Raw genomic sequence first — 17873 nt, forward strand, 5'->3', positions numbered from 1 at the left:
TCTAAAAATTAATGACTAGACGTTTTATTTAAACAAGGAATTCAAGGATGACAGATAGCCCAACTTTGGCTCTGGCAAAAGACCTAATCAGCCGTCAATCGGTAACACCAGAAGATGCAGGCTGCCAAGACCTGATGATTGAACGCTTAAAAGCACTCGGTTTTGAAATCGAAGTGATGGTATTTGAAGATACGACCAACTTCTGGGCTCGTCGTGGTACTGAAGCGCCTCTGTTTGCTTTTGCTGGTCACACTGATGTGGTACCTGCAGGCCCAATCGAACAGTGGAACACTAAGCCATTCGAACCGACTATCGTAGACGGTTTCCTACATGGCCGTGGCGCTGCTGATATGAAAGGCTCTCTGGCTTCAATGATTGTTGCCGTCGAGCAGTTCATTGCCAAACACCCAGACCACACAGGCTCAATTGGTTTCCTGATCACTTCAGATGAGGAAGGTCCTTTCATCAACGGTACTGTACGTGTTGTTGAAGCATTAATGGCGCGCGGTGAAAACATCGATATGTGTATCGTTGGTGAACCATCGAGCACTGAGTTCGTGGGTGATGTCGTGAAGAACGGCCGTCGTGGCTCTATCACTGGCGACCTAACGATTAAAGGCACACAAGGTCATGTTGCCTACCCTCACCTAGCAAACAACCCAGTACACAGCTCTCTGCTTGCTATTAATGAGCTAGCAACAACTGAGTGGGATAAAGGTAATGATTACTTCCCACCAACCAGTTTCCAAATCCCAAATGTAAGCGCGGGCACAGGGGCTTCAAACGTTATCCCCGGTGAGTTCAATGTTCAGTTTAACCTGCGTTTTAGTACCGAGTTAAGCAACGACATCATCGTTGAACGAATCACAACTACGCTAGATAAGTACGACTTCGAATACGACCTTAAATGGACATTCAATGGTGACCCGTTCTTAACAGACGCAGGCTCATTACTTGACGCTATTGTCGATGCAGTGGGTCACGTCAATGATGTGAAACCAGCACTGCTAACGACTGGCGGGACATCTGACGGACGCTTTATTGCACGCATGAAAGGGCAAGTCGTAGAACTAGGCCCTGTGAATGCAACTATTCACAAGGTTAACGAATGCGTGAAAGTGGCTGATTTAGAGAAGCTAACCGACATGTACGAAAAAACATTAGTGAACCTGTTCGCTAAATAGTTCTTTTATCAGCGATTCATAGCATCTAATTCTTGAGAGGCACGTTATGACACCAGAGCAGCTAACCGGACAATCAGATTCTCACCTAGAACCTAGCCTCATTGGCACCAAAACCTTCTTGGTTCACAGTGACGTCAAAGGTGACCTAAACAATTTGATTGAAGCTGCTCAACTCGCTGGTTTTAAAATGGAGATTGCCAGTGGTTTTCGCGACTATGAAAGGCAATCTCTGATTTGGAACCGTAAGTTTTCTGGTGACGCTCCAATATTAGATTCAGAAAGCCAACCACTTGATGCTTCAACACTCAGTGAGCACCAAAAACTGTCAGCCATTCTTAGGTGGTCTGCCCTTCCCGGTGCGAGCCGTCACCATTGGGGCTGTGACTTTGATGTCTTTGCTCGAAACAACTTACCAGAAGGTACACAGCTGCAATTAGAGCCATGGGAATACCTTACTGGCCACCAGCAAGCATTTTACCAATGGTTGTCTGTTCATGCTTCACAGTTTGGGTTCTTTTTTCCTTATAGCGAAGACCTTGGTGGTGTGGCGATCGAACCATGGCATATCAGCCATCGTAAAGTATCGGAGTCGTGTTTATCACAGTTATCTCCGACTTTACTTGGCAAGCAACTCCAATCTAAGCCAATATTAGGGTATGAGATTATTATGGAGCAGCTAGACGAGATCTACGCACGCTTCGTAGCGAACATCAGCCATTAGGAGCGCTTATGTTAGAGTGGCTTACAAACCCTTGGGTTATCATCATCATCGTAGTTAGCGTTGTGGTGGGTAACATCGCAGCTCTCAAACAGACCGCAAATATGGATCTGACGGGTCGTGGTAAAACAGAGCGAGACTTAGATAAGCTCAATCGCTTGGATAAACAGAATCAAGAGAAAGCTGAAAAAGAAGAATCCAAAGACAATAAAGACGCATAGCTTTTTTCTTTGGCTAATCCGCTTGATTGACCAATTTTGATTGACCAATGTAGCCTGATGACAACGAATACAATAAAAAAGAGGACACAGTGTGTCCTCTTTTTTATTTGCTTTTGCTAATCACAAGGCTGATTTAACTCAGCTTGTGACGGCTTGAATGACTACTCAGCTTTCGCTTCTTTGTCATCTTTGGTTTGGTCAGCAATATGCGCTAATACCGGAACCATAGACTTAAGCAGCTCTTCTTCTACTGGCTTACCTGATGCATCCGTTACGTTGATTGACGTACGGTTGCCAAGGTCACCAAATAGGAAGTTGTAAGTGCCTGGCGCTAAGTCGATAGGCTGTAGGCCAATTTCTTCCCAGAACTCATCATCTGGTGCTGCGTACTTCGCCTTCACCGTACCCTGAGATTGATTGCGTTCTTCAAGCTCAAAGCCCATTTCAGGCAACAAGTTAGGCAGACGCTGCCAGAATACATTGTATGGCGTACGAGCAATAATCACAGGGAAACCACTACGGTCAGCACCCATTGAAATTGGAATACGCTTCACCAACTCTTGCGCTTTCAGCGCCGCTTCAGCACGAAGGTTTTCATCGTACTTAGCCATAACTAGGTTGGTCAGGAACGCGTTGTAACGCTCTTTATTGGTTGCCGTTACTGTTTTCTCTTCAGTACCTTCACGCCAATCAATCAGATTAATCTTGAAGCCATGACGGTTGTTTGCTTGGAAGCGAGAGATAGAGTAACGACTACCAATCTCTACGTCTTCATCTTCAGAAACCCAAGTTACCCAATCGGTCTCAATCTCATTCTCTGATTGCTCACGAATACCAATACCACGTTGAGCCAGCATATCTACAGCCGTTTGCCACACGCGGTCTGCCTCTTCTGCGCGAAGAAGCCATAGTGTCACTTCACCGTTTTGACGCTCAGCACGAGCACCCGGGATCAGTTCAAGAACCTGTTGCGGTGGACGAATATCCACTTCACGACCAGTACCACCACTGAATTCACCGCTTGGGATGTCAAAATTTGGGTAGAACTGAGGCTGAGCATCTACAGGCAATTGCCATTGTGAAAACTCAGGTGTTTCTAAGTATTCGAAATCATCTTTGGCTTGGCGACGTTGAGTCGGGTTGCCAGAACATGCTGTAAGAACGAAAACAGCCAGTGACCCAATCACTAGCTGGTGAGAATACTTCATTTATACTCCTAAATGCCGAAGGTTCGCTTCGGCATCACTTCATACGTTTTAGTAAATGCACGCTTCAGTCATTGCTTGAGCAACAACAGGTTGAGCTGGCTCTGACAGTTCAGTCAGCGGTAGACGTAAGCCACCTTCAGCAATCAGACCCATTTTATGAACCGCCCATTTTACGGGAATAGGGTTAGACTCAACGAACAAATTCTTATGTAGAGGCATCAAACGCTCATTGATCGCTTCCGCTTCTTCAAACTTACCTTCTTTTGCTAGCTTGAACATGGTTGCCATATCAGCGGCTGCAACATTGTTCGTTACAGAGATCACGCCATCGCCACCACGCTTAACAAATTCTAGGCCTGTTAAGTCATCACCACTTAGTAAGATAAAGTCTTCGCCACAAAGTTCACGGTGAATTGCAATTCTGTCGAGATCACCCGTCGCATCTTTCAGTGCAACGATGTTTTCGATCTCAGCAAGACGAGCAACCGTTTCTGGCAACAAGTCTACCGCAGTACGACCTGGAACATTGTATAGAATTTGTGGAACGTCACTGACTTCAGCAATCGCTTTGTAGTGTTGGTACAAACCTTCTTGAGTCGGTTTGTTGTAGTAAGGCGTTACGCTCAGGCAACCAGCAATACCAGAACCATTCAACAAACGGCTGAATAGAACAGATTCATGAGTTGCATTTGCACCTGTACCAGCGATAACGGGAATACGACCATCAGCAAATTCAACGATCTTGTTGACGACTTTGACATGCTCTTCAATAGTGAGTGTTGAAGACTCACCTGTTGTGCCAACCGCAACCAGACCATCACTACCTGCAGCAATATGGTGCTCAACTAACTTTTTAAGGCTGTCGAAATCCACTTCACCATCTGTATTAAATGGCGTAACTAGCGCAACGATACTTCCTGAAAACATGTCTATCTCCCTTAATTTATTCTTTTTGCATGTTACTGTAAGCCAATCAATAAACACAAGACATTAAAGTGGCTTACCGGCAACATCTGCATTAAATATTGTCGTATGTTTGAGGTAAAACGACTTCTAACGGCGTTCTACCTAGAATTTGGGTAACCTGCACTCAATCTAGCGGATAGCACATCACTGGATGTCAGTAACAAGTAAGCTGTGCTCTCATCGCTCTATCTCATTTTTTAACGCGCTCGATATTCTTATCATTGGTTGCATGTTCGAAGCAAGGTCGCACATAAAAAGCCCCGCACGCACGCTTATTCCACGAGCTAACTGTGCTAACATGCATGAATCAATGGAATATAAAGAGACGTGATTTTATGACTCAACATCTAGTAATCACAGCTGTGGGCACTGATCGCCCAGGTGTATGCAACCAAGTGGTTCATTTAGTCACCCAATCAGGCTGTAACATTATTGATAGCCGTATCGCCCTGTTTGGCGAAGAATTTACGCTTATCATGCTGCTGTCTGGAAAGGCAAACAACATTACCCGCGTTGAAACCACCCTGCCCTTGCTTGGACAAGAGCACGACTTGATTACGATTATGAAGCGAACCTCAACTCATGATGTTATTGAGAACTCTTACACAGTAGAGGTGTTCGTTGAGTCAGACGATAAAATCGGACTTACTGAGCAGTTTACCCAGTTCTTCGCAGACCGAAACATCGGCCTCGATTCGTTAAGTGCACGAACCATCAATAAATCTAAGGTTCAACTCGACAACGACCAATTCCATATCTCTATTACCGCTTCTGTGCAATCAGAATGTAACTTGATGCAGCTACAAGAAGAATTCGATTCGCTGTGTCAGAGCCTATCAGTCCAAGGCTCGCTCAACTTTATCAAAAACAGTCTTTAAAAAGGAAATGTCATGAATACGCTAACGGCTGGTGTTCCAGCACCTGCTTTTTCTCTTCCAGATCAAGATGGCAATATCGTATCTCTTGGTGACTTCAAAGGTAAAAAAGTACTTTTCTATTTTTACCCTAAAGCAATGACTCCAGGTTGTATTGTGCAAGCGGAAGGCCTGCGTGATATCAAAACACAGCTTGATGACCTAAACGTGGTTGTTCTAGGTGTGAGTGTTGACCCAGTAAAACGTCTACCAAACTTCGTTGAGAAGAAATCTCTAAACTTCACCCTGCTATCTGATGAAGACCACAGCGTTGCTGAACAGTTTGGCGTTTGGGGCGAGAAAAAATTCATGGGTAAAATCTACGACGGTCTGCACCGTATTAGCTTCCTAATTGATGAAGAAGGTCAGATTGAACATGTCTTCAACAAGTTCAAGACTAAGACTCACCACGAAGTGGTTCTAGATTACTTCAATCAAGAAGCTTAAGGGCGATTTGAGTGAGTTAATGACTTAGATTCATCACTTTCTAAGGCAATAGCAACACTCATTAAGCTAATCATTAAGCTAATTATTAAGCTAATTATTAAGCTAAGAGCAAAAAGGCCGAACATCATGGATGTTCGGCCTTTTTCTATAACAAGATCAATTACTTTTGATGTTCGGGGTCATCGTCTAATGCGTGACTCGGTAAGGCATTCCAAACCGCCTTAACTAACGTTGCCAACGGGATAGCAAAGAACACGCCCCAGAATCCCCACAGTCCACCAAACACTAACACGGCAACAATAATGGCCACTGGGTGCAGGTTCACCGCTTCAGAGAAAAGAACAGGAACGAGCACGTTACCATCTAGCGCTTGGATAATACCGTAAGCGAGAAGCAACCAGTAAAACTGAGGTTCTAATCCCCACTGGAACAAACCGACAATCGCGACAGGAACGGTCACAGCCGCCGCACCGATATAAGGAATCAGTACCGAGAAGCCAACCGCGACAGCCAGCAGAGCTGAATAACGTAAATCTAGAATCGCAAAGGTCACGTAGCTGACACCACCGACGATCAAGATCTCAAGGACCTTGCCGCGAATATAGTTCGAGATTTGTTGGTTCATCTCAACCCAAACCTTGGTCGCTAGACGACGGTTTTTAGGCAACACGCCACTCGCCATGCTGATCATCTCTTCTTTATCTTTTAATAAGAAGAAGATCAGCAGCGGCACAAGAATCAAGTAAACCGCAAGCGTAGCCAAGCTCACAAGAGAAGCCAAAGAACCTTTAACAACACTTTCACCAAAGCCTAATGCTTTGTTTTTCGCGTTAGACACAATCGATTCAACGATCTGCAAGTTTGCTAACTCAGGATAGCGCTCAGGAATCGTCGCGATGAACTTCTGTAAGCCGCCATACATACTTGGAATATCATTGATGAGGTTACCCACTTGCTCCCAAATGGTAGGCACTAAACCAAACAGCGCCAGCAACATCAGGCTAAAGAACATCATGATCACCAACATCACCGAAGGCGTTCTTGGAACACCGAGTCTTTGAAGTTGGGTAACAGGCCACTCAAGCAAATAAGCCAACACAATTGCAACCAAGAGTGGCGCAATTAGGTGACCAAAGAAGTAGATCGTAATAAAGCCGAAGAGAATGATGGCAACCAAACTGACAGCATGGGGATCAGAGAAACGTCGTTTATACCAACGATTGACCATTTCAAGCATCTGACTGCAATTCCTTTTTAGTGACGAGGAGATGATGGTAATTAGAGCAAACCTCAGTGATGACGTCATAGGCTTGCTTAGACAAATAAGTAACAATATCTTTCATCGAACTGTTATCAGACACATAAATTGACAATGACTGCCCTACTTCTAACTTTACACTGTGACGCTTGGCTAATAATAGCGCCATTGGACAGCGCTCTTGGCGTAAATCTAGAATATTAGGTGTCATTCTTGAGCTCGATGCTTATTATAAGGGTCGTATTGTAATCTGTTTTTGAAAACGCGCCATCATTCATTCATCCTCCTTCATGATAGCGCACGCACTTGGCAAAGGTTAAATCAGATAAAGAACCAATTTCCATTGCACTTGTCTTACTGTCAGAAGAAACGGAGTATTACTGACTAATATGTTTAAACGCGCTCGCTCAATTGCTTGCTTATGCATCGCAGCTACATTAAGCACCCCAACTATGGCGAATACCAATAGTTTGGAGCTACCAGATATCGGTACCGCTGCTGGCGGCACACTCACTATCGACCAAGAGCTTATCTATGGTGATGCCTACATGCGCATCATCAGAAGTAGCCAGCCTATCGTAAACGACCCAGTTCTAAATCTATATATTGATACTCTTGGCCATCGTCTGGTCGCGAACGCAAATGATGTAAAGACACCTTTCCAGTTCTTTATGATCCGTGACCGCAACATCAACGCCTTTGCTTTCTTTGGTGGTTATGTTGCTTTGCACTCAGGTCTATTCCTGCATGCACAATCTGAAAGTGAATTAGCTTCTGTATTAGCGCACGAAATCGCGCACGTAACCCAACGTCACTTAGCGCGTAGTATGGAAGACCAAGCGCGCCGCTCTCCAGCAACCATTGCAGCGCTAGCAGCCTCTGTATTACTGGCAATTGCAGCTCCTGAAGCCGGCATTGCAGCCCTAACGGCAACGACTGCGGGTAATATGCAAAGCCAAATCAACTACACCCGTAGTAATGAAAAAGAAGCCGACCGCTTTGGTATCAACACGCTAGCAAAAGCTGGGTTTGATGTGAATGCGATGCCACGTTTCTTTGGCCGTTTAGCTGATGAATATCGCTATGCGAGCACACCACCGCCAATGCTACTGACTCACCCATTACCAGAAGACCGAATTACCGATTCACGTGCTCGTGCTCGTAGTTACCCGCCACTGAAACTGGCTCCCTCTCTGGACTACCACCTAGCAAGAGCCCGCATTGTTGCGCGCTATGCTGGCATTAATAATGATGCTGCTCTTGATTGGTTTGAGCGTCAGCTAAAGAAAGCCCCTAAAGCTTTGGTTCCGTCATTAGAATATGGCCAAGCACTGGTTTACCTAGACTCTAAAAAATTAGACAAAGCAGAGCCCATCCTGAACAAGCTGATTAACAGCGATCCAACCAACCTGTTTTATCTAGATGCTATTTCGGATCTGCACATCGAGAAGAAGCAGCCTGAGATTGCGATTAAAGAACTTAAATCGGCACTGGTTCGTCAACCAAACAACCCGGTTCTGACCATTAACTACGCCAACGCACTGATTGAAAATGAAGATCTTCAAGAAGCGGTTCGCGTATTGCAGCGTTACACGCACGATAACCCGAATGACACCAATGGCTGGCACTTACTTTCAAAAGTAAATACGAGCCTTGGTAATAGCGACGAAGAACTGGCTGCTCGTGCAGAAATTTTGGCACTGCAAGCCAACTGGAACAAAGCGATTCAGTACTACACGCAAGCAAGCCAAATCGCAGAATTAGGAAGCCTAAAACAAGCACGCTACGACGCTCGAATTGATCAGCTAATGATTCAACGAGAGCGCTTCTTGTCGCTACAATAGAGTGTTTACTGGTAACAGCTCGTTACCAGAATAAAAAGAAAGCTCAACGTTACACAAAAAAGAAGTCACCCCTGGTGGCTTCAGCTAAACAACTAAATCAAAAATAATAATGAGGAAGAACCATGTCTGTCGTGATTTATCATAACCCACGCTGCTCAAAGAGCCGTCAAACTCTAGAAGTGCTTCAGGAAAACGGCGTACAGCCAGAGGTCATCAAATACCTGGAGACTCCGTTAACAGTTGAACAGCTGAAAGTACTGTTCACTCAGCTTGGTTTTGACAGTGTTCGCGACATGATGCGCACCAAAGAAGCGGACTACAAAGAAGCAAACCTTGGCGATGCTTCAGTTACTGATGAAGATCTTTTCGCCGCGATGGCAACCAATCCAAAACTGTTTGAGCGCCCAGTCGTTGTCGCGAACAACAAAGCAAAAATTGGTCGTCCACCAGAGCAAGTGCTAGAGATTCTGTAATCCAATATGAGCATTAACATTCTTGTTCTTTATTACAGTCGCCACGGCAACACACAAGCTCTAGCAAGGCAGATTGCACGAGGGGTTGAGTCTATCCCAAACTGTGAAGCCATGTTAAGAACGGTGAACGACGTGTACACGGTAGAAGAGCAGCCTGATTCACGCTATCAACCAACCGATCCTATTGCCTCGTTACAAGAGCTTCGATCTTGTGATGGTTTGGCGCTAGGCAGTCCGGTTTGGTTTGGTAACATGGCCGGGCCAATGAAGCACTTTTGGGATAGCACGACATCAATGTGGATCAATGGTGATCTCATCGATAAGCCAGGTTGTGTATTTACCTCTTCTTCATCATTGCATGGTGGTCAAGAGACAACACAACAAAGCATGATGTTGCCCCTGCTTCATCACGGCATGTTAGTCGTGGGCATCCCCTACTCAGAACCGGCGCTGCACACCACTCAAACTGGTGGTACGCCTTATGGTGCAAGCAGTACTGGAGAGAGCGCTTCACTTAGCAAAGAAGAGATTGAGTTGGCGCAAAACCTAGGTAAACGCCTAGCGCGCATCGCAATAAATCAGAAGGGAATTTCTCAATGATGTATATGCCAGAGAAGGCTATGTCTCCCAAAACCAAGCTATTTCGCTACCTTGCTTTAGCGGGCAACTTGTCACTGTTATTCTGGGTGGTGGCTTGGCAGATGACGCTTTCACCGCACCCTCATCTCAGTAATGTCACACTGGCGATTGCTTGGGCTATCCCGCTGTTATTGCCATTACCGGGCATTTTAGCAGGAAAACCTTATACGCACGCATGGGCAAATTTCGTCTTGATGCTCTATTTCCTACACGCATTAACTATCTTGTATGTAGACGATGGTGAACGTTTATTAGCGGCTGTAGAACTGCTTCTGACGACTCTAGGTTTCGCGGGCAATATCTTATTTACTCGCTTTAGAGCCAAAGAGTTAGGCATCAAGTTGAAGCGCCTTTCCGAAGTAGAAAAGAGAGAGAAAGCTAAGTTCGAGCAATAATATTGAGCCCATGCTTTTAAACTGACCGCTTACAAACAAAAAGCCCTGCGAGATTGCTCTTGCAGGGCTTTTTTCAAGTTTTCATTTCAATCAGTCATGTCAGCTGACAATTATGAGCGAACCCACTCGTATACCAAGCTTGGCTTAGCATGTACTGGCGCAGTGATGGTTAGATCTTCTGTACTAGAATCCTCTAACGTTGCGTCAGGCGTATTCGTTAGCTCAGCATCCTCAGATACCTCGTTGCCCTTAATCACTTGTACGCCTGAGTCAGTTTCGTCACCAACGACTTCAGCAGCGTCTGTTGAATCATCACCTACAGACATTGTGTTGTCTTGAGTTTCAAATTCAGGGCTCACTTCAGGCTCAATGTAAGATTCTTCAACCTTCGCAACTTGGCGAATACTTGCTACTTCTTGCTCAAACTCTTGTTGAGTCGACAATAAGTGAATTCGGAAAGTGACTTCGTTGTTCTGAATCTTCAGAATATCTAGGCTTGCCACCGAGTTTAGACGCTTAAGTGCGTTCTCTAACTGGAAGAAGTCTTGAGCATTATTCAGGCTAATAAACTGCGTTAAAATCGATTCTGATGACTCACTCGCTACCGTCACAGCACTTTTGCCTGCGTAGTAGTTACTGATTTGGTCAACTAACTTCTTAGAAGTCGTGTCGCTGTTACCCGATAGTGAACCACTTACAGGCGATGTTGGTGCACTCGTCAATTGACTTGGCTTTTGATCGTATAGAGCCCAACGTAGGCCTGAAGATTGAGCCTTTATCACCAACACAGCATCAACAGGATAACGCTGACTCGCTTTACTGATTGGCGTAACAAAGCTACCCCACAAATCAGAAGTCGCAATACCCGTAATATCGTCAAAGTCACCCACAGGCAGCGTTAGAGGCAAGCCACGCTCTTTTGCCTTAGCTTGTAAGCTAGCTGCTAACTGTGAGTTAGAGTGTTCCCATACGATGTTCTTGTCGTAGTTGTCCTCTTCCACCAGCCAAACAAGGATGTTTGAACGCGTGTCAGGCCAGTAAGGTAACTGTGCTTGAGTCAACAGAGAACGGATTTGAGCACCGTTAAAACGCATACGCAATGTTGATTGGTCATTGCTTTCGCCAAAACTCATTTGAGACATGTACTGCGAACTCTTGCGCATCGCCTTTTGAATCGTCTCATTCGAAGCGACATCAGTTTGGCCAGTCGCACGTATCAATACCTGCTCCATACCTGTATTTCTTGCCACTTGTTCTGGCTGTTTGTCTTCAGCGTTAATCGCAACTTCAGCACTAAAAATATCTACTTGAGTTAAGGCATAACTCGGAGAGGCTAATAGTCCCATCAACAACAATGCTATGTAGCGCATACTGATCCTAATATTCAAATCTTGTGCCTAGATGATAAGCAACTATGGATTGAGGGGCAAGGTCGATAGCGCCCACTGTGTTTAATAACCACAAAATATCACCTGGCCATGATAAATCGCTCACTTATAAACTGAATTTCTAGGGCTTAGATGGATATAAAACATCACTAAGATAAATAAATTTGATCTATTTGGTGTAGCAATCGATTGCCAAGTGATAGAATCCCGCGAATTTTATTTTTCGCTTTTCATATAACGACCATTTTTAAGGACATAACATGAAAAATGCTCTGCAAGGTGCGCAAATGCTGTTTGTAGCATTTGGTGCGCTTGTATTAGTGCCGCTACTGACTGGACTCGATCCCAACGTTGCACTGTTTGGCGCAGGTATCGGTACCCTTTTATTCCAACTTATTACACGCCGTTCAGTGCCAATCTTCTTAGCATCTTCTTTTGCTTTCATCGCGCCTATCATGTTTGGTATTCAAACTTGGGGTGTTGGTGCAACCATGGGCGGCTTGATGGCGGCGGGTGTTGTGTATGTACTAATGGGCGCGTTAATTAAAGTTCGTGGCGTTGGCTTCATCCATAAACTGCTTCCACCAGTCGTTGTTGGCCCTGTGATCATGGTTATCGGTTTAGGTCTTGCACCTGTTGCAGTTAACATGGCGCTAGGTAAGACAGGCGATGGTGCGGTTCAGCTTGTTGATGCAGACGCTGCCCTGTGGATCTCTTCAATTTCACTGTTAGTGACGATTGTCATCAGTGTGTTTTCAAAAGGCTTCCTTAAGCTACTGCCAATCTTCGGTGGTATTGTTGCGGGTTACATCACCAGCTTGGTATACGGCGCGGTAGACTTCACTCCAGTAGCGCAAGCATCTTGGTTAGCACTACCTAACTTCACAGCACCAGAATTTAACATCAACGCTATCTTCTTTATGGTGTTTGTTGCTATCGCACCAGCCGTAGAGCACGTAGGGGACATGCTTGCTATCTCTAACGTAACCGGTAAAGACTACCTTAAAAAGCCAGGTTTACACCGTACTATCACAGGCGACGGCGTGGCTACAATTGCCGCTTCAATGCTGGGCGCTCCGCCAAACACAACCTACAGTGAAGTAACAGGTGCAGTAATGCTGACCAAAGCATTCAACCCAGTGATCATGACTTGGGCTGCTGTTACTGCTATCGTTCTTGCATTGGTTGGTAAGCTAGGCGCACTACTTCAAACGATTCCGGTTCCTGTAATGGGTGGCATCATGATTCTACTGTTTGGCTCTATCGCAACAGTGGGCCTTAACACACTCATCAAGAACAACGTTGACCTGCATAAATCACGTAACCTTGTGATTGTGGGCATTACTTTAGTCTTTGGTATTGGCGGCATGGCCTTTGGTATCGGTGACTTTAGCCTACAGGGCGTAAGCTTGTGCGGTATCGTTGCGATTCTACTTAACCTAGTACTTCCAGAAGAGCTAGGTGACAACACTGTGGTAGATAAAGCTCAAATCGATTAATGAGTCGGTAAGGCTAGATTCCAAAGAATCACAACCTAACAAGATCAAAAAAGGGAGAGCATCGAATGCTCTCCCTTTTTATTAATACGGTTAATTCAGCGAGTTAAGGAACTGTTTAGAGTCACTTAAGCTGAAACCGAATTACTTAGTACCGAAGATCTTATCGCCAGCATCGCCAAGACCAGGAACAATGTAGCCCTTGTCGTTTAGCTTTTCATCGATTGCAGCAGTGTAAAGTTCAACATCTGGGTGCGCTTTTTCTAGAGCCGCAATACCTTCAGGAGCCGCTACAAGAACAAGAATCTTGAAGTGCTTACAACCTTTCTCTTTCATTAAGTCGATAGTCGCGATCATAGAACCACCCGTTGCAAGCATTGGGTCTACCACTAGAGCGATACGCTCATCGATGTTAGATGCAAGCTTGTTGAAATATGGAACTGGCTCAAGCGTTTCTTCGTCACGGTAGATACCAACAACGCTGATACGTGCGCTTGGGATGTGCTCAAGAACACCGTCCATCATGCCTAGACCAGCACGTAGGATTGGCACTACTGTTACTTTTTTACCTTTAATTTGGTCAACTTCAACTGGACCGTTCCAACCGTTAATCGTCACACGCTCAGTTTCAAAGTCTGATGTCGCTTCGTATGTTAGAAGGCTACCCACTTCTGTCGCTAGCTCACGAAAACGCTTAGTGCTAATCTCACCTTCACGCATCAGGCCAATTTTATGTTTTACTAGCGGGTGTTTCACTTCAACAACTTTCATTTCCAACTCCGGCAATATTTAAACAAACCTGTAGATTATACACGAACTCTAAGGTTATTTCAGAATCTTTATTCTAATAAAAAAAACCGCGCAAACGTTTGCTCTTGGTAATCAAGCCCTGTTAGAATAGCGCCGTTTTCACATCCAACTTAAGTTCGAGGACTATCCCGTGAGTGGTAATACTTCTTCTCTAAGCTACAAAGACGCTGGTGTTGATATCGACGCAGGTAATGCACTAGTAGACCGTATTAAAGGTGCTGTTAAACGCACTCGTCGCCCTGAAGTAATGGGCGGTATTGGTGGCTTTGGCGCCCTATGTGAACTTCCAACGAAATACAAAGAGCCGGTACTTGTTTCAGGTACTGATGGTGTTGGTACTAAACTTCGCCTTGCTTTGGATCTGAAAAAACACGACACCATTGGTATCGACCTAGTGGCAATGTGTGTGAACGACCTAATCGTTCAAGGTGGTGAGCCTTTATTCTTCCTAGACTACTACGCAACAGGTAAGCTAGATGTAGACACAGCAGCAGACGTTGTTTCTGGCATCGCTGAAGGTTGTGTTCAAGCTGGTTGTGCACTTATCGGTGGTGAAACCGCTGAAATGCCGGGCATGTACGAAGGCGACGACTACGATGTTGCTGGCTTCTGTGTTGGCGTTGTAGAAAAAGCTGACATCATCGACGGCACTAAAGTAGCAGCAGGCGACGCACTTATCGCTGTTGGCTCAAGTGGTCCACACTCAAACGGTTACTCTTTAATTCGTAAAGTCCTAGAAGTTTCTGGTGCTGATAAGAGTGAAGAACTAGAAGGTCGCACTATCGGTGAGCACCTACTAGAACCAACTAAGATTTACATCAAATCGGCACTTAAGATGATTGCAGAGCATGACATTCATGCTATCTCACACATCACAGGTGGTGGTTTCTGGGAAAACATCCCACGCGTACTTCCTGAAGGTACTAAAGCAGTCATTGATGGCAAGAGCTGGGAATGGCCTGCTATCTTCAACTGGCTACAAGAGAAAGGTAACGTGGAGACATTCGAAATGTACCGCACTTTCAATTGTGGTGTAGGCCTAGTTGTTGCTCTACCTAAAGATCAAGCAGACGCTGCTGTTGAACTACTGAAAGCTGAAGGCGAAAACGCTTGGGTTATCGGTGAGATCGCAAACGCTGAAGCTGGCGAAGAGCAAGTTGAAATTAAATAAGTAATACGCTCACTTACTTAGTTAATCAATGAGGACCTAATGGTCCTCATTTTGCTATTTAGCCCGCAGAAAACCTTAGTTTATGTAGGTACATTGTAAACAATTCAGTTAATCAATCGTATGACCCACTCTATGAAAAACAATCACTCAAATAAAACCAGTCACTCTAATAAAAACATCGTTGTGTTAGTTTCAGGAAGCGGAAGTAACTTACAGGCAATTTTGGATGCCTGTGATAACAATATGATTGATGCTTCAGTTAAGGCTGTCTTTTCAAACAAAGCAGAGGCTTTTGGATTAGAACGAGCGAAAACCGCAGGTGTTGACGCACATTCAGTGAATCCAAAAGACTTTGGTTCACGTGAAGAGTTCGATCATGAATTGATGATTCAGATTGATGCATACCAACCCGATTTAATCGTACTTGCGGGGTACATGCGTATCCTGAGTTCAGAGTTTGTTCGTCACTATTCCGGTAAAATGGTCAACATTCACCCTTCCCTGTTACCTAAGTATCCGGGGCTGCACACCCACCAGCGTGCTATTGATGCTCAGGACAAAGAGCATGGCACCAGCGTCCACTTTGTTACCGAGGAGCTCGATGGCGGCCCTGTGATCTTGCAAGCTAAGGTGCCGGTATTTGAAAATGATGATGCTGATATGTTGGCAAGCCGAGTGCTGACTCAAGAACACTGCATTTACCCTATGGTCTGCAAGTGGTTCGCGGAAGACCGTTTATCAATGGTCAATGGACAGGCTGTGTTAGACGGTAAAGCGTTAGGTAAACACGGTTACGCAGAAGAGTAATTCGTCAAACGACTCTCAGACAACAAATTGCTGAAAAACAAAAAGGCCGCTTACTGACTGGTTAGTGCAGTAAGCGGCCTTTTTTATAGGGTTCAAATAATACTATTCGGGACACTTAGCTCAGCTCAATGGTTCAGTTGGCGCTTGGCTTGCTACCTTCTTCGGCGCATAAGCGACATCTTCCAGTGCTTTATGATTGTTGCCAATCAGCTCACCAAAATGAAACAGCGCGTATTCGCCCGGCTTCATTCTAAACCACTCTTCATTGTCTGTTAGAGGCTGAGTTGCCACCACTGTAACCACATCATTAGGCGTAGTTTCTTCCTGGAAGTTAATCTCAACATCTTCATCAATCAGGCTCGCTTTACCAAAAGGTGCGCGCCTTGTTATCCAGTACAAATGGTTGGTGCAGTAGGTCATGACATACTCACCATCACTGAGTAACATGTTAAATACGCCTTTCTCTCGCAGCTGGTCACAACACTCAGCCACAAAGCGGAACATACCTTCCATATCTTGAGGTGGCTCAGGGAAACGCTCTTCAAGTTGTTTGAGTAGCCAACAGAAAGAGAGTTCACTGTCTGTCTCGCCAACCGGTCTGAAACGACCACTAATCAGATCGTCGTAATCCGTTAATTGACCATTGTGAGCAAAGGTCCAGTATCGCCCCCAAAGCTCACGGGTAAAAGGGTGTGTATTTTCTAGATTAACGCCACCACGGTTGGCTTGACGGATATGACTGACAACAGCTTGGCTTTTAATTGGGTAGTTTTGAACCAACTCAGCGATCTTAGATTCACAGCTCGGATTCGGATCTTTGAAGGTACGAAAACCCTTTCCCTCATAAAAGGTAATACCCCAGCCATCACGATGCGGGCCAGTGTTGCCTCCACGCTGCATAAGACCAGTAAAGCTAAAACAAATATCAGTTGGCACATTCGCGCTCATACCGAGCAATTCACACATGGTTTAATCTACTCCCTATTAAAACCAATGGAGCCAAAAAGCTGGGCTCCAAATGTCTGTAAAACTATTATTCCATCTCTTTTTCGACAAGCTGAATCACAATGTGGATGATCTTAATGTGAATCTCTTGGATGCGATCTGCGTAGCCAAAGTGTGGTACTCGGATTTCGATATCCGCACAACCCGCCATTTTACCGCCATCTTTACCCGTCAATGCAATCGTCTTCATGCCTTTCGCTTGAGCCGCTTCAATCGCTTTTAGAATATTGGCAGAGTTACCTGAAGTCGACAGACCGAACAACACATCACCTTTACGACCCACCGCTTCTACATAGCGAGAAAACACGTGGTCGTAGCCAAAATCATTACTCACACAAGATAAGTGGCTAGGGTCTGAAATCGCAATGCCAGCGTAGCCCGGGCGATTTTCACGGTATCGGCCTGTTAGCTCTTCCGCGAAGTGCATTGCATCACAGTGTGAACCACCGTTGCCACAAGAAAGCACTTTGCCTTCTTGTTTGAATGAGTCAGCAATCAGTTTTGCCGCCGCTTCAATTTGAGCGATGTTATGGTCATCACTCAGGAACTTATTCAGAACGTCAGCAGCTTCGTTTAATTCACTTTTGATTAGGTCTTGGTACATAAGGCTTATCTCTTATTTTTTTTGACGCAGCTTAAAGTGCGTGAAATGAGAACTGAGGGTTTTCCCCTCTTTATAGCTGAGTTTACCCACAAACATGAAATAGTGTCGACACTTAAGCCCAAAGATTGCCACCTTAATTAACTTGTCGTTGTAAATCCGTCCAAATATTCGCCACCAACCTCTCACAATTAGAACTTTAACTCTATTGAGATCACTTTTTACTCACCTTGGAGTTTTACAAATATTTAATATTTTGTTTACACTTGACTGGTTAGACCTCTTACCTAAAACTTAATAACAATAAGTGATCTCTGAAAAGGAAATC

The 17873-nt window shown here is 44.9% G+C and carries 20 protein-coding genes; 12 read left to right on the forward strand and 8 right to left on the reverse strand.

Annotated elements, in window-relative coordinates; genetic code table 11:
* Positions 1-47: 47 nt before the first annotated feature.
* The 3 genes from dapE to AB6D06_RS03140 are packed head-to-tail and all read left to right on the forward strand — an operon-like array spanning position 48 to position 2123.
* Positions 48-1184 carry a succinyl-diaminopimelate desuccinylase gene (gene dapE, locus AB6D06_RS03130; RefSeq protein ID WP_372099685.1) on the forward strand — a complete coding sequence of 379 codons (1137 nt, stop codon included), beginning with the start codon at positions 48-50 and terminating at the stop codon, positions 1182-1184.
* Positions 1185-1230: 46 nt separating this feature from the next.
* The gene (locus AB6D06_RS03135) at positions 1231-1905 is read left to right on the forward strand and encodes a M15 family metallopeptidase (RefSeq protein ID WP_285954329.1); all 675 of its coding nucleotides are present in this window, start codon (positions 1231-1233) and stop codon (positions 1903-1905) included.
* Positions 1906-1913: 8 nt separating this feature from the next.
* Positions 1914-2123, forward strand: coding sequence for a DUF2897 family protein (locus tag AB6D06_RS03140; RefSeq protein ID WP_102432036.1), 210 nt, complete (start codon positions 1914-1916; stop codon positions 2121-2123).
* Between the two features lie 161 nt (positions 2124-2284).
* Here AB6D06_RS03140 and bamC read toward each other — a convergent pair whose 3' ends face one another.
* Both bamC and dapA read right to left on the reverse strand, forming a co-directional pair.
* Positions 2285-3331 carry an outer membrane protein assembly factor BamC gene (bamC, locus tag AB6D06_RS03145; protein WP_017060703.1) on the reverse strand — a complete coding sequence of 349 codons (1047 nt, stop codon included), beginning with the start codon at positions 3329-3331 and terminating at the stop codon, positions 2285-2287.
* Between the two features lie 48 nt (positions 3332-3379).
* Positions 3380-4258: a 4-hydroxy-tetrahydrodipicolinate synthase gene (gene dapA / locus AB6D06_RS03150; RefSeq protein ID WP_017060704.1), complete on the reverse strand. Its 879-nt coding sequence runs from the start codon at positions 4256-4258 to the stop codon at positions 3380-3382.
* A 374-nt stretch (positions 4259-4632) separates the two neighbouring features.
* Between dapA and AB6D06_RS03155 the strand changes: the two genes are divergently transcribed.
* Together AB6D06_RS03155 and bcp are read left to right on the forward strand one after the other, a co-directional pair.
* Positions 4633-5175: a glycine cleavage system protein R gene (locus AB6D06_RS03155; protein ID WP_017060705.1), complete on the forward strand. Its 543-nt coding sequence runs from the start codon at positions 4633-4635 to the stop codon at positions 5173-5175.
* A 12-nt stretch (positions 5176-5187) separates the two neighbouring features.
* A complete protein-coding gene (gene bcp, locus AB6D06_RS03160) occupies positions 5188-5658 on the forward strand; it encodes a thioredoxin-dependent thiol peroxidase (protein WP_017060706.1) in 471 nt (156 codons plus the stop codon).
* Positions 5659-5818: 160 nt separating this feature from the next.
* Here bcp and AB6D06_RS03165 read toward each other — a convergent pair whose 3' ends face one another.
* Complete coding sequence (locus AB6D06_RS03165) at positions 5819-6895, reverse strand: AI-2E family transporter (RefSeq protein ID WP_017060708.1); 1077 nt, start codon at positions 6893-6895, stop codon at positions 5819-5821.
* The gene (locus tag AB6D06_RS03170) at positions 6888-7127 is read right to left on the reverse strand and encodes a sulfurtransferase TusA family protein (RefSeq protein WP_017060709.1); all 240 of its coding nucleotides are present in this window, start codon (positions 7125-7127) and stop codon (positions 6888-6890) included. The genes AB6D06_RS03165 and AB6D06_RS03170 overlap by 8 nt, the downstream gene beginning before the upstream one ends.
* A gap of 178 nt (positions 7128-7305) precedes the next feature.
* Between AB6D06_RS03170 and AB6D06_RS03175 the strand changes: the two genes are divergently transcribed.
* The 4 genes from AB6D06_RS03175 to AB6D06_RS03190 all read left to right on the forward strand — a co-directional run bounded on the left by AB6D06_RS03175 (position 7306) and on the right by AB6D06_RS03190 (position 10267).
* Entirely contained in the window at positions 7306-8760 is a 1455-nt protein-coding gene (locus tag AB6D06_RS03175) for a M48 family metallopeptidase (protein ID WP_017060710.1), read from the forward strand.
* Positions 8761-8882: 122 nt separating this feature from the next.
* Entirely contained in the window at positions 8883-9233 is a 351-nt protein-coding gene (gene arsC / locus AB6D06_RS03180; protein ID WP_017060711.1) for an arsenate reductase (glutaredoxin), read from the forward strand.
* A 6-nt stretch (positions 9234-9239) separates the two neighbouring features.
* A complete protein-coding gene (gene wrbA / locus AB6D06_RS03185; protein WP_017060712.1) occupies positions 9240-9833 on the forward strand; it encodes an NAD(P)H:quinone oxidoreductase in 594 nt (197 codons plus the stop codon).
* A complete protein-coding gene (locus AB6D06_RS03190; RefSeq protein WP_017060713.1) occupies positions 9830-10267 on the forward strand; it encodes a DUF2069 domain-containing protein in 438 nt (145 codons plus the stop codon). The genes wrbA and AB6D06_RS03190 overlap by 4 nt, the downstream gene beginning before the upstream one ends.
* 110 nt (positions 10268-10377) lie before the next feature.
* Here AB6D06_RS03190 and AB6D06_RS03195 read toward each other — a convergent pair whose 3' ends face one another.
* Entirely contained in the window at positions 10378-11637 is a 1260-nt protein-coding gene (locus AB6D06_RS03195) for a DUF2066 domain-containing protein (RefSeq protein ID WP_136978524.1), read from the reverse strand.
* Between the two features lie 278 nt (positions 11638-11915).
* Between AB6D06_RS03195 and AB6D06_RS03200 the strand changes: the two genes are divergently transcribed.
* A complete protein-coding gene (locus tag AB6D06_RS03200; protein ID WP_065583985.1) occupies positions 11916-13154 on the forward strand; it encodes a uracil-xanthine permease family protein in 1239 nt (412 codons plus the stop codon).
* Between the two features lie 141 nt (positions 13155-13295).
* Here AB6D06_RS03200 and upp read toward each other — a convergent pair whose 3' ends face one another.
* Entirely contained in the window at positions 13296-13922 is a 627-nt protein-coding gene (gene upp / locus AB6D06_RS03205) for a uracil phosphoribosyltransferase (RefSeq protein ID WP_017060716.1), read from the reverse strand.
* Between the two features lie 169 nt (positions 13923-14091).
* On the opposite strand from upp, the gene purM reads away from it, so the two are divergent.
* Positions 14092-15132: a phosphoribosylformylglycinamidine cyclo-ligase gene (gene purM, locus AB6D06_RS03210; RefSeq protein ID WP_008222945.1), complete on the forward strand. Its 1041-nt coding sequence runs from the start codon at positions 14092-14094 to the stop codon at positions 15130-15132.
* 132 nt (positions 15133-15264) lie between these two features.
* Positions 15265-15939 (forward strand): phosphoribosylglycinamide formyltransferase, encoded by a 675-nt coding sequence (gene purN / locus AB6D06_RS03215; protein ID WP_136978525.1) that lies wholly within the window; start codon positions 15265-15267, stop codon positions 15937-15939.
* Between the two features lie 120 nt (positions 15940-16059).
* Here the strand turns inward: purN and AB6D06_RS03220 are convergent, their stop codons facing one another.
* Positions 16060-16905 carry a class II glutamine amidotransferase gene (locus AB6D06_RS03220; protein ID WP_048616160.1) on the reverse strand — a complete coding sequence of 282 codons (846 nt, stop codon included), beginning with the start codon at positions 16903-16905 and terminating at the stop codon, positions 16060-16062.
* A 67-nt stretch (positions 16906-16972) separates the two neighbouring features.
* The gene (gene lpcA / locus AB6D06_RS03225; protein WP_017063379.1) at positions 16973-17548 is read right to left on the reverse strand and encodes a D-sedoheptulose 7-phosphate isomerase; all 576 of its coding nucleotides are present in this window, start codon (positions 17546-17548) and stop codon (positions 16973-16975) included.
* Between the last annotated feature and the right edge of the window lie 325 nt (positions 17549-17873).

It is taken from the genome of Vibrio sp. 10N.239.311.G01, assembly GCF_041465805.1.
GTDB lineage: Bacteria > Pseudomonadota > Gammaproteobacteria > Enterobacterales > Vibrionaceae > Vibrio > Vibrio crassostreae_C.